At 69.0% G+C, this 12,620-nt stretch carries 6 protein-coding genes; all 6 read left to right on the top strand.

Annotation, left to right across the window (positions count from 1 at the left end):
- The first annotated feature begins 94 nt into the window (after positions 1–94).
- Positions 95–6,037, top strand: coding sequence for an excinuclease ABC subunit UvrA (gene uvrA, locus ACSQ3N_RS22755; RefSeq protein WP_436147536.1), 5,943 nt, complete (start codon positions 95–97; stop codon positions 6,035–6,037).
- A 229-nt stretch (positions 6,038–6,266) separates the two neighbouring features.
- The gene (locus ACSQ3N_RS22750; protein ID WP_436147535.1) at positions 6,267–6,767 is read left to right on the top strand and encodes a hypothetical protein; all 501 of its coding nucleotides are present in this window, start codon (positions 6,267–6,269) and stop codon (positions 6,765–6,767) included.
- Between the two features lie 305 nt (positions 6,768–7,072).
- Positions 7,073–8,245, top strand: a complete 1,173-nt coding sequence (locus ACSQ3N_RS22745; protein WP_436147534.1) for a sigma-54 interaction domain-containing protein — start codon at positions 7,073–7,075, stop codon at positions 8,243–8,245.
- 93 nt (positions 8,246–8,338) lie between these two features.
- Positions 8,339–10,135 (top strand): twin-arginine translocation pathway signal protein, encoded by a 1,797-nt coding sequence (locus ACSQ3N_RS22740; RefSeq protein WP_436147533.1) that lies wholly within the window; start codon positions 8,339–8,341, stop codon positions 10,133–10,135.
- A 33-nt stretch (positions 10,136–10,168) separates the two neighbouring features.
- Positions 10,169–11,521 carry an LLM class flavin-dependent oxidoreductase gene (locus ACSQ3N_RS22735; RefSeq protein ID WP_436147532.1) on the top strand — a complete coding sequence of 451 codons (1,353 nt, stop codon included), beginning with the start codon at positions 10,169–10,171 and terminating at the stop codon, positions 11,519–11,521.
- A 75-nt stretch (positions 11,522–11,596) separates the two neighbouring features.
- Positions 11,597–12,544: a TauD/TfdA dioxygenase family protein gene (locus tag ACSQ3N_RS22730; protein ID WP_436147531.1), complete on the top strand. Its 948-nt coding sequence runs from the start codon at positions 11,597–11,599 to the stop codon at positions 12,542–12,544.
- Positions 12,545–12,620: the final 76 nt, after the last annotated feature.

Below are 12,620 nucleotides of genomic sequence, written 5' to 3'. Positions count from 1 at the left end.
CGCGTGCACCGCGGTGCGGGGGTAATGCGCGCGGCCCGGCAGACCCGGCCCGGCGTCCCTAGAATGTTCCGCCTTACCCCAGAAAGACGCTTCCATGACCCAGGGACTGATCCGTATCCGCGGCGCACGCCAGCACAACCTCAAGAACCTGGATCTGGACATCCGCACCGGCGAGCTCACGGTGGTCACCGGCCCGAGCGGCTCGGGCAAGTCCAGCCTGGTGTTCGACACGCTGTACGCCGAGGGCCAGCGCCGCTACGTGGAGACCTTCAGCGCCTACGCGCGCCAGTTCCTCGACCGCATGGACAAACCGGCGGTGGACAAGGTCGAAGGCGTGCCGCCCGCCATCGCCATCGATCAGACCAACCCCGTGCGCTCCAGCCGCTCCACCGTGGGCACGATGACGGAGCTCAACGACCACCTGAAGCTCTTGTTCGCGCGCGCCGGCCAGCTGTTCGACAAGGAGACCGCGCAGCCCGTGCGCCACGACTCGCCCGAGACCATCTACGCCGAGCTGCAGCGCCGCAGCGCCGAGGCCGGCGACCCGCGCGTGGTGCTGACCTTCCCGGTCGAGTTGCCGGGCGGCACGTCGCCCGAGCAGGTGGAGCAGTGGCTGTCGGCCAGCGGCTTCACCAAGGTGCAGGCCGAGCGCGAGGTGGCCACGCCCACCGGCCCGCGCAAGGTGCTCGATGTGGTGGCGGACCGCTTCCGCCTGGGCAATGCCGAGAAGGCGCGCGTGGTCGAGGCCATCGAGGTCGCGCTCAAGCGTGGCACGGGTCGGCTGAACGTCTATGTGCTCCCCTCAACCCAGACCGTTCAGCCTGAGCCTGTCGAAGGCCGGGACAACGTTTCGACAAGTGGGGCGCGAACGGAAGCCGTGGAACCCGCGCCCGAGCTCTGGCGCTTTTCCACCGGCCTGCACTGCCCCGACAGCGACTTGCGCTACAGCGACCCGATCCCCTCGATGTTCTCGTTCAACTCCGCCGTGGGCGCGTGCGAGAGCTGCCGGGGCTTCGGCCGCGTGATAGGCGTGGACTACGGCCTCGTCATCCCCAACGACAAGCTCACGCTGCGCGCGGGGGCCATCAAGACCATCCAGACCCCTGCGTGGAAAGAGGCGCAGGACGACCTCATGCGCCATGCCGAAACCGCCGGCATCCCGCGCGACACGCCCTGGAACAAGCTCACCGACGACCAGAAGAAATGGGTCATCGGCGGCGCGCCCGGCTACAAGGACGGGCAGTGGAGCAAGCAGTGGTACGGCATCAAGCGCTTCTTCGAGTACCTGGAGAGCAAGGCCTACAAGATGCACATCCGCGTGCTGCTGTCCAAGTACCGCAGCTACACGCCGTGCCCCACCTGCGCAGGTGCGCGCCTCAAGACCGAAAGCCTGCTGTGGCGCGTGGGCAGCAAGGACGACGCGGACGCCGCGGTCGACCCGGCACGCCGCTTCATGCCCGAGGCCGTGCAGTGGTCGCGCGCGCAGCTCGAAGCACTGCCCGGCCTGTGCCTGCACGACCTGATGCTGCTGCCCATCGACCGGCTGCGCCGCTTCTTCGACCGCATGGAGCTGCCCGTGGGCGACGCCGCGGCCGGTGGCGATGCGCAGGCCCTGAAGCTGCTGCACGAAGAGATCACCACGCGCCTTCGCTACCTGTGCGACGTGGGCATCGGCTACCTCACGCTCGACCGCCAAAGCCGCACCCTGAGCGGCGGCGAGGTGCAGCGCATCAACCTCACCACCGCGCTGGGCACCAGCCTGGTCAACACACTCTTCGTGCTGGACGAGCCCAGCATCGGCCTGCACCCGCGCGACATGCACCGCATCACCGAGGCCATGCTGCGCCTGCGCGACGCGGGCAATACCCTGGTGGTGGTGGAGCATGACCCCGCCGTGATGCTCGCGGCCGACCGCATGATCGACATGGGCCCCGGCCCGGGCCGCCTGGGCGGGCAGATCGTGTTCGACGGCACCACGGCCGACCTGCGCCATGCCGACACGCTCACCGGCGCCTACCTGGGCGGCCGCAAGCATGTGGGCTTCGGCTTCAAGCGCATGGTGACCGAATCCACCCCGCGCCTCATCCTCGAAGGCGCGCGCGAGCACAACCTGCAGAACGTGTCGGTCGAGTTCCCGCTGCAGCGCCTGGTCACCGTGACGGGCGTGAGCGGCTCGGGCAAGTCGAGCCTGATCCAGGACGTGCTGGCGCCCGCGCTGCTGCGCCACTTCGGCAAGGCCACCGACGCGCCGGGCGCACATGACCGCATGCTGGGCGCCGACCACCTGTCGGACGTGGTGTTCGTGGACCAGTCGCCCATCGGCAAGACCGCGCGCTCCAACCCGGTGAGTTATGTGGGCGCGTGGGACAGCGTGCGCGAGCTGTTCGCCGTGGCGCCGCTGTCCAAACAGCGCAGCTACACCGCCGCCAAGTTCAGCTTCAACAGCGGCGACGGGCGTTGCCCCACCTGCGGCGGCTCGGGCTTCGAGCATGTGGAGATGCAGTTCTTGTCGGACGTGTACCTGCGCTGCCCGGACTGCGACGGCAAGCGCTACCGCCCCGAGATCCTGGAGATCACCATTGAACGCGGTGGCCGGACGCTGAACGTGGCCGATGTGCTGGCCCTGACCGTGGCCGAAGCCGCGGCGCTGTTCGCCGCCGACCGCGACGTGATCCGCGCGCTGCAGCCCATCGTGGACGTGGGGCTGGAATACGTGGCACTGGGCCAGCCCGTGCCCACGCTCAGCGGCGGCGAGGCGCAGCGCCTCAAACTCGCGGGCTTCCTGGCCGAGGCGGCGCGGGTGCAAAGCAAGTCGCGACAGGCCGTGGCGCGCAAGGGCACGCTGTTCCTGTTCGACGAGCCCACCACGGGCCTGCACTTCGACGACATCGCCAAGCTCATGCGCGCGCTGCGCAAGCTCATCGACGCGGGGCACTCGCTCATCGTCATCGAGCACAACCTGGACGTGATCCGCGCGAGCGACTGGCTCATCGACCTGGGGCCCGAAGGCGGCTATGCCGGTGGCCTGGTCGTGGCCGAGGGCACGCCCGAAGACGTGCGCCAGCACCCCACGTCGCACACCGGCCAGGCGCTGCGCGACTACGAACTCACGCTGGGCGTGGGCGGCCACTCGGTGCACGAGAAAGCCGCAGCGCTACGAAAAAGAGAGCTGGTGGCGCTGGATGGTAAAGCGGTGGAGGCCAAAAATGCCATACAAATCGTCAACGCCAAGGAGCACAACCTCAAGAACCTCAGCGTGGACATTCCGCGCGGCAAGTTCAACGTGGTCACCGGCGTGAGCGGCTCGGGCAAGTCCACCCTGGCGTTCGACATCCTGTTCAACGAAGGCCAGCGGCGCTACCTCGAATCTCTCAACGCCTATGCGCGTTCCATCGTGCAGCCCGCGGGCCGGCCCGAGGTGGATGCGGTGTACGGCATACCGCCCACCGTAGCCATCGAGCAGCGCCTGTCGCGCGGCGGGCGCAAGTCCACCGTGGGCACGACCACCGAGGTGTGGCACTTCCTGCGGCTGCTGTACGTCAAGCTGGGCACTCAGCACTGCGTGAAGGATGGCGCCGCGGTGCAGCCGCAGACGCCCGAGAGCATTGCCGCCCAGCTGCTCACGCAGTTCCGCGGCCAGCACATCGGGCTGCTCGCGCCGCTGGTGATGAACCGCAAGGGCGTGTACACCGAGCTGGCCGACTGGGCGCGGCCGCGCGGCTTCACGCACCTGCGCGTGGACGGCAACTTTTTGCCCACCACCAACTTCCCGCGCATCGACCGGTTCAAGGAGCACACCATCGAGCTGCCGGTGGCCAGTATTGACGTCTCTCCCGACAACGAGGCCCTGCTGCGCGAATCGCTGGCGCAGGCGCTCACGCACGGCAAGGGCGTGGTGCATGTGCTCAGCAGCATCGCGGACTTGGCCGCAGCCATGGAAGGCGGGCAACCCACGGCAGGCATCGGCCACCTGCAGGCGTATTCGACCAAGCGGGCCTGCCCGGTGTGCGCCACCAGCTATGCCGAGCTGGACCCGCGCCTGTTCAGCTACAACAGCAAGCACGGCTGGTGCCCCGACTGCGTGGGCACGGGCGTCAAGCTCACCAAGGAGCAGCGCAAGGTGTTCGATGACTCGGTGCAGGACGACAAGGAAAAGGGCCGCGAGCAGACCTTTGCCGAGCCCGAGGTGGAAGACCTGCAGGACACCGCCTGCGCCACCTGCCACGGCACGCGGCTGAACGCGACAGCCCGCGCCGTGAAGTTCGCAGGGGTGGGCATCACCGACATCGCCGCCATGTCCGTGACGGACGTGCGCCGCTGGGTGGAGAGCCTGCGCGCCGACGGCGGCATGTCGGTGCGCGAGGCCGACATCGCGCGCGACCTGGTGCCCGAGATCCAGAGCCGCCTGGAGTTTCTGGAAGAGGTGGGCCTGTCGTACCTCACACTCGACCGGGGCGCTCCGACCTTGAGCGGTGGCGAGGCGCAGCGCATCCGCCTGGCCGCGCAACTGGGCAGCAACCTGCAGGGCGTGTGCTACGTGCTGGATGAGCCCACCATCGGCCTGCACGCACGCGACAACCAGATCTTGCTCAACGCCCTGCACAAGCTGGGCGACAAGGGCAACACGCTGGTGGTGGTGGAGCACGACGAGGACACCATCCGCCGCGCGGACCACATCATCGACATCGGCCCGAGCGCGGGCAAACGCGGCGGGCGCCTGGTGGCGCAGGGCAGCGTGGCCGACATCACCGGGGCCGAAGACTCGCAGACGGGCCGCTACCTGCTGCACGCCATGCGCCACCCGCTGCAGCCGCGCCGCAGCATGGTGCCCGAGGTGCTGGAGGCCGCCGATGCCGGCGGCGCAGATGCTGCGCCCGCACCCAAGGGCCGCCAGAGCGCCGCCGTCAAGAAGCGCGCCGCGCAGGCTGCATCGCTGGCCGCCAGCGCGCTGGAAGACGCCAAGGCCCGCGCCGCCATCCGCTGGCTGACGGTGCACGGCGCGCAGCTGCACAACCTGCAGAACGTGACCGCCACGCTGCCCCTGCACCGCCTGGTGGCCGTCACGGGTGTGAGCGGCTCGGGCAAGTCCACGCTGGCACGTGACGTGCTGCTGGCCAACGTGCAGGCCTGGGTGCAGCAGCGCTCCACCAAGGCCGGGCGCGACGCAATGGACGCCGGCAAGGCGCCGCCGCTGGTGGGCTGCGCGGGCCTGTCGGGCTTCGAGTCCATCGACCGCGTGCTGGAAGTGGACCAGACGCCCATCGGCAAGACACCGCGCTCCTGCCCTGCGACCTACATCGGCTTCTGGGACACCATCCGCAAGCTGTTTGCCGAAACCCTGGAGGCCAAGGCGCGGGGCTATGCGGCCGGGCGCTTCAGCTTCAACACTGGCGAAGGCCGCTGCGCCAGCTGCGAGGGCGCGGGCGTGCGCACCATCGAGATGAGCTTCCTGCCCGATGTGAAGGTGCCGTGCGAGACCTGCCACGGCGCGCGCTTCAGCCCCGAGACGCTGGCCGTGACCTGGCGCGGCAAGAGCATCGGCGACGTGCTGCAGATGGAAGTGGACGAGGCCGTGGACTTCTTCGCCACCATGCCCAGCATCGCGCACCCGCTGCAGCTTTTGAAGGACGTGGGCCTGGGCTACCTCACGCTGGGCCAGCCCTCGCCCACGCTGTCCGGCGGCGAGGCGCAGCGCATCAAGCTCGTGACCGAACTCACCAAGGTGCGCGACGAAGTGGGCCGCCGCGGCCAGAAGGCGCCGCACACGCTGTACGTGCTGGACGAACCCACGGTGGGCCTGCACATGGCCGACGTGGACAAGCTCATCCGCGTGCTGCACCGGCTGGTGGACGGCGGCCACAGCGTGGTGGTGATCGAGCACGACCTCGACGTCATCGCCGAGGCCGACTGGATCATCGACCTGGGGCCCGAAGGCGGCAAGGAAGGCGGCCGCATCGTGGCGGCCGCCACGCCGGAAGAGGTGGTGCAGCAGGGCACGCACACGGGGCGGGCTCTGGCTCCGGTGCTGGCGCGGTAGGCAGGGGCGGCTCACGGTACCGCTCCGCGCAGCGGTGAAACGTTTGTGCGGATGTTCTGCGTGCACAGCCCGCCGTGGCGTACCTCACTGTCGGGCTGTGTCCTACGCGCGGCGCAGAATATTGCGCACGTTGGGTGGGGAACGAATTTTTTAGGATGCGATGCAGGGCCTGCCGCCAGTGCGCAAAGGCCCCCAGCACTTCCATCAAATCTTACGGACATCCATCACCATGAAATCCTTGCTCAAGACCTGTGTTGCCCTCGCGGCCACTTCTGTACTGCTGGTCGCTTGCGGCGGCGGCAACGACGACGATCCGACGCCCAGCAATGAGCCCGGTGTTCTGACCGTGACGGGTGCGAGCGTGGATGCGCTCAACGGCGTTTACGGCAATGGCACGATCAATCTGACCGATGTGGACAAGCGCAACCCGGTGGGCTCCGTGCCTGAACTGTGCTCGTTCAAGTTCGATGGCCTTGGCAAGGTGGGCTCGGCAGCACTGGCCTTCGGCGACATTCGCTATCGCCCGGACGCCACCGGCCTGCACCAGGTCTTCGTCACGTTCGACGGCAAGGAATACGGCAGCGGCGAGCCCACCGACACCACGGTGGCGCGCGACAGCAACCAGATCCGCTTCAGCAACAAGGTCCTGACCGCCTCCGATGGCTCCAATGCCACGCTGCGCGTGAACGGCATCATCCCCATGCGCCCCAACCGTCCCTTCGGCTGTTAAGCGCGTGACCCACCCCAGCGACCCACCCCACAAGCAGGGTTGGTCGCGGGGCGTGGGCTTCCGAGTTTTTGTGTAGCTCGTCTCCCTCCCCCCGGCCCTTGGGCCGGATTTGGCCCTGCGGCTTTGTCTGCATGGGCCTTTTTTGCGTCTGCAGTGTGGGTGTGTGCGGGCAGGGCGCAGCACCCACAGCATCGCTGAATCGATGTGCGAGCGCGCGGGTTACAGCCGCGCACAAAGTGTTTGCCGCATATTCACATGCGAAATCCTGCGTTCGCAGTTGGAGCGCTGCGTCTTAGTCTGGCGGCATGTCCAGTCGTTTGCCCGCCTCTTCAGGCCTCCTGTCCACACATCGCGTACTGACCCTGCCCGAGTCGCCAGCGGGCGGGGCGCCGACCATTCGCGCGAAGGCGTTGCTGTTCCATGACCCCCGGTCCGCTCAGCTGCTGGACCATGTGGACCGCATCGCGCGCAGCGACGCGTCGGTGCTGGTAGTGGGCGAGACCGGCACCGGCAAGGAGCTGATAGCGCGGCATATCCACGCCGAAAGCGGCCGGCGCGGGCCCTTCGTGGCGGTCAACTGCGGTGCGTTCAGCGAATCGCTGATCGACGCCGAACTCTTCGGCCACGAGGCGGGTGCCTTCACCGGGGCTACGCAGGCACGCGCAGGCTGGTTCGAGGCGTCGCAGGGCGGCACGCTGTTCCTCGATGAGATCGGCGACCTGCCGCAGTCGCTGCAGGTCAAGCTGCTGCGCGTGCTGCAGGAGCGCCAGGTGGTGCGCCTGGGCTCGCGCAAACCCATTGCGCTGGATGTGCGGCTGGTGGCCGCGACCAACATCGACCTGGCGCGGGCCGTGCGCGCGCAGCACTTCCGGGCGGACCTCTACTACCGGCTCAACGTGGCGGCCGTGGACCTGCCGCCGCTGCGCGAGCGCCCGGGCGACATCCTGCCGCTGGCAGAGCATTTCATGGACCTGTACGCCCAGCGCCTGGGCCAGCCGCCCGCGCGCTTGTCCACCGCGGCCCGGCACGCCCTGCTGTCGTACGCCTGGCCCGGCAACATCCGCGAGCTGGAGAACGTCGTGCACTTCGCACTCATCGTGGCGCGGCTGGGTGTGATCGAGCCGTGCGACCTCAAGCTCGTGCCGGCCCTGCTGCCGCAGCCGCCCGTGGCTTCGACAGTCGCGGTGGCGGCCGGCACGCCGCAGCCACCGTCGGCAAGCTCCTCATTGCAAGCGGTGCTGCACGGCTTGCTGGCGCAGGGCGCTCCCGGGCTGTATCAGACGGTCGAGGCAGCGCTGGTGCGCTCCGCTTTCGAGCAGGCGCACGAGAACCAGGTGCAGGCCGCGCGGCTGCTGGGGGTGACCCGCAACACGCTGCGCACCCTGCTCAAGCGCCACGGCCTGCTGGCCGACCCGGCCCACCACCCCACCCACAGCCTGCCGCCGCACGCGGAGAGCCCCTGGCGCTACGCGCAATGAGCCCGTTGCCACCGGGGCGCCCGCGCCATGCGCAGCCGCCCCGCTGAAGCCCACCCCACAACGACACACCACAACACACCAGGGAGTTTGCCAATGAGCACATCGGATTCGCACCACACCGCCCAGCCACCCGGCGCCCCGCGCAGTACGCCGCGCCGCCACTTCCTGGGCCAGGCAGGTGCCGGGCTGGCGGGTATGGCCGGTGGCGCCACGGTGGCGCCGGCGCTGCTCGGCGCCAGCGCAGCGGCGCAGGCGCAGCAGGGTGGTGCCTTGACGGCTGCAGGCTACGACGCACAGTTTGTGCGCCGCGCCGAGCAGCTGCGCATTGACCTGGCGCGCGCCAGCGCTGCAGTGCCCATCCCGCCGCATCCCGTCAATGGCGACGATGCGCTGTACGCAAACAAGATCGGGTCGGACACGCGCGGCCTGCCGCACAACGCGCGGGGCGAGGTGGACCTGGGCGCCTGGAACCTGGCCACCGCCGCCTTCGCCTCGCGCGAGCCGACGGACTTCGAGAAGATCGTGCTGGGCGGCACGCGCAAGCTGGTCAACCCTATCGGCACGCTGGCGGTCAGCCTCGATGGCCTCAATGCCGCACAGTTCGCGCTGCCGCCCGCGCCCACGCTGGCCGGCACGCAGCGCGCGGGTGAGGCCACCGAAATCTACTGGGTGGCATTGCTGCGCGACGTGCCCTTCAGCGAATTCCAGGACGGCACCCGCCACCCCGACGTGATCGCCGCGGCCGATGAACTGAGCCGCGCGCCGGACTTCCACGGCCCCAAGGTCAACGGGCGGGTGACGCCGCAGACGCTGTTCCGTGGTGCGGCCTGGTACGTGGATGGCAACGACCGCAGCGGCCGCACCGGCCGCTGGGCCACCCCACCGGGCGTGACGGATGGGCCGTACATCTCGCAGTTCCTGTACCGCGACGTGCCGCTCGGCCCGCAGTCGCTGTCGGCACGCATCCGCACCTACACGCCGGCCAACGAGTTCCTCACGCAGTACGACGAGTGGCTGAACGTGCAAAACGGCAAGGCGCCGGCCGGGCGCATCGCGTTCGACCCCACCCTGCGCTACATCGCCACCACGCGCGACCTAGCGGCGTATGCCCACGCGGCGGTGGCCTTCAGCTTTGCGGCCAACCAGCTGCTGGGCACGCCGCTGTCGGCCACTCAGCCGGGCTATGGCGGTATCTACGCGGGCGACAAGAGCCTGGCACCCAGCAACCCGTACCTGAAGCTCAAGACCAGCGGCGGCGCGTCGGGCACCTTCGGACCGGCGTATTTCCAGTCGCTGCTGTCGCTGGCCAGCTCGCTCGCCATCCGCGTCAACTACTACCAGAAGTGGTACGAGCAGCGCATCCTGCGGCCCGAGGCGTTCGGCGGCCTGGTGCACCACCGGCTGGCGAACCGTGTCACCGAATACCCCATCCACGAATCCTTCCTGGGCTCGCAGGCGCTGGAGCGCAGCCGAGCGAAGAACGGCAGCTACCTGCTGCCGCACGTGTACCCGGAGGGCGCGCCCATCCATTCGTCATACCCCGGTGGCGCCGCCATCATCGCGGCGGTGACGGCCACGCTGCTCAAGGCCTTCTACGACGAGTCGCTGGTCATCCCGAACCCCGTGCAGCCCGACCCCAGCGACCCGACCCGGCTGGTCCCGTACCAGGGCCCGCCGCTCACGGTGGGCGGCGAGCTCAACAAGTTCGCGCTCAACTACGGCTCGGGCCGCACCGCCGCGGGCATTCACTGGCGCTCCGACGCCGCAGCGGCCTATGCGCAGGGCGAGGCGCTAGTCATCAGCCTGCTGCGCGAGCAAAAGCAGACATTCCGCGAGCCGTTCGAGGGCTTCGCCTTCACCGGCTTCGACGGCCGCCGCATCGTCATCTGATGCGCCTCCATCTTCACCATCAGAGAGCCTGACATGACCCAACGACAACTGCGCCTGGGCGCTTTCATCATGGCCACGGGCCACCACATCGCTGCCTGGCGCCACCCGGGTGCGCAGGCCGATGCGGGCGTGAATTTGCAGCACTACATCGCGCTGGCCCAGACGGCCGAGCGCGGCCTGTTCGACCAGGTGTTCGTGGCCGACAGCCCCGGCGTGCAGAACCACGGCAACGACGAATCGCTGAGCCGCCAGGGCCGCCTGTCGTACTTCGAGCCGGTCACCCTGTGGTCCGCGCTGGCGGCGGTGACGAAGCACATCGGCTTTGTCGCCACCGCATCCACCACCTACGAAGACCCGTATCTGCTGGCGCGCAAGTTCGCCTCGCTCGACCACATCAGCGGCGGGCGCGCAGCCTGGAACGTGGTGACCACCAGTGCCGACAATGTATTCGGCAACTTTGGCCAGGAGGCGCACCCCGACCCCGCCGTGCGCTACGAGCGCGCCACCGAGTTCGTGGATGTGGTGAAAGGCCTGTGGGACAGCTTCGACGACGATGCGCTCATCCGCGACAAGGCCAGCGGCGTGTACCTGGACCCGGCCAAGCTGCACACCCTGAACCACGTGGGCAAGCACTTTCGCGTGAAGGGCCCGCTGAACCTGGAGCGCCCGCCGCAGGGCTACCCGGTCATCGTGCAGGCCGGCTCGTCCGAGGACGGCAAGGAGCTGGCCGCCGCCACGGCCGAGGCCATTTTCACCGCCTGGACCAGCCTGGCCGAGGCGCAGGCGTTCTACGGCGACGTGAAGGGACGCCTGGCCAAGTACGGCCGCCGGCCCGACGAGCTGTTGGTGCTGCCCGGCATCTCGCCGGTGATCGGCCGCACCGAAGAAGAGGCGCAGGCCAAATGGGCCGAGCTGCAGGCGCTGATCCACCCCGCCGTGGGGCTGGCCACGCTGGCACCTTTCTGGCCGGCCGAAGACCTGGCGCGCTGGGACCTGGATGCCCCGCCACCCTACATTCCCACCCCGCCCAAGGGCATCAACAGCCGCGCCCACGTGGTGCTGGAGCTGGCCCGGCGCGAGAAATTCACCGTGCGCCAGCTCTACGAATATCTGGCCGGCGCGCGCGGCCACTGGGTGGTGGTGGGCACGCCACAGACCATTGCCGACCGCATGCAGGAATGGTTCGAGAACGGCGCGGCCGACGGCTTCAACGTGATGCCACCAGTGCTGCCGCAGTCGCTCGACGAATTCGTGGACCTGGTGGTGCCCGAGCTGCAGCGCCGCGGCCTGTTCCGCACGGCATATGAAGGCACCACGCTGCGCGAGAACCTGGGCCTGCAGCGCCCGCCCAGCCGCTATGCACAGGCCGCCCGCAAGGCCGCCTGATCCGCAGGCCGCACTGCTACCGCAGCAAGCCACCCACCCCGGCACATGCCCGTTTTCTCTACGCAAGGAGTTCCCATGAGCACCGTCCTCGCCGAAAAGCCCCGCCATCTCTCCCTGGCCGCCACGCCCGCCACCGTAACGCCCGCCACCGCATCACCTGGCGCAGACTGGTCGATCCGCCCGCTCGATGCGCCGCTGGGCGCCGAGGTGCACGGCATCGACGCGTCGCAGCCGCTCACGGCCAGCCAGGTCTGGGCGCTCAAGCAGGCATTGAAGCAGCACCACATCCTGCTGCTGCGCGGCCAGCAGCTGGAGGACCCGCAGTTCCAGCGCTTCACCAGCTACTTCGGCAGCGTGTTCCGCGCGCCGATCAACGTACCGGTGCTGGGCTCGTCGGACCCGTACGGCGGCGACACACCCGACATCGTCAAGGTGGCGAACGTCGATGATGGCGTGCTCGGTAACCAGGAGCTGTCGGCCCATGCCGACCACCACTGGACGCCCGTGCCCTCGTCGGGCTCGCTGCTGTACGCGCTGGAGGTGCCCCGCGCCGGTGGCGACACCACCTGGGTCAACCTGGCCGCCGCCTACGACACGCTGGACGCCGCCACGCGCGCCGAGATCGACGCCCTGCAGCTCATCACCTACAACCCCTTCCTGCGCCGCCTGAAGCCGCTGGCGGGCGGCCATGCAACCTACCGCACGCCTGACATCGAGCCGGTGACGCCCTTCGAGGTGCACCCCCTGGTGCGCACCCACCCCGAGTCCGGCCGCAAGATTTTGTACCTGGGCGAGGCCACCGAGGTGGAGGTGGTGGGCGTGGACCCCGCCTACGGCGCCGCCCTGGTGGCGCGGCTGCGCGCGCACCTGCTGCAGCCCCGCTTTGCCTACACCCACCGCTGGCAGGTGGGCGACATCGTGTACTGGGACAACCAGGCCACGCTGCACGCGCGCACCGCGTTCGATGCGGCGGACCGGCGTCTGCTCAAACGCATCAGCCTGTCGGGCAGTCGGCCGTTTTGAAATGAACCCCCCTGAGTCGCTTCGCGCCTCGGTGCGTTCGCCAGAGGCGACCGCTCTTCGTTGCCGTCCAAGCCTG

This window comes from Acidovorax sp. LjRoot194, from assembly GCF_964253015.1.
Lineage (GTDB): Bacteria > Pseudomonadota > Gammaproteobacteria > Burkholderiales > Burkholderiaceae_C > Acidovorax.
Note: the sequence above shows the minus strand (reverse complement) of the source record. Positions and strands in the feature narration are given on the sequence as shown.

Excerpts from the sequence above, each read along its gene's own strand:
- uvrA (WP_436147536.1), top strand. The coding sequence starts at position 95 with ATGACCCAGGGACTGATCCGTATCCGCGGCGCACGCCAGCACAACCTC.
- ACSQ3N_RS22735 (WP_436147532.1), top strand. The coding sequence starts at position 10,169 with ATGACCCAACGACAACTGCGCCTGGGCGCTTTCATCATGGCCACGGGC.
- ACSQ3N_RS22730 (WP_436147531.1), top strand. The coding sequence starts at position 11,597 with ATGAGCACCGTCCTCGCCGAAAAGCCCCGCCATCTCTCCCTGGCCGCC.
- ACSQ3N_RS22740 (WP_436147533.1), top strand. The coding sequence starts at position 8,339 with ATGAGCACATCGGATTCGCACCACACCGCCCAGCCACCCGGCGCCCCG.
- ACSQ3N_RS22745 (WP_436147534.1), top strand. The coding sequence starts at position 7,073 with ATGTCCAGTCGTTTGCCCGCCTCTTCAGGCCTCCTGTCCACACATCGC.
- ACSQ3N_RS22750 (WP_436147535.1), top strand. The coding sequence starts at position 6,267 with ATGAAATCCTTGCTCAAGACCTGTGTTGCCCTCGCGGCCACTTCTGTA.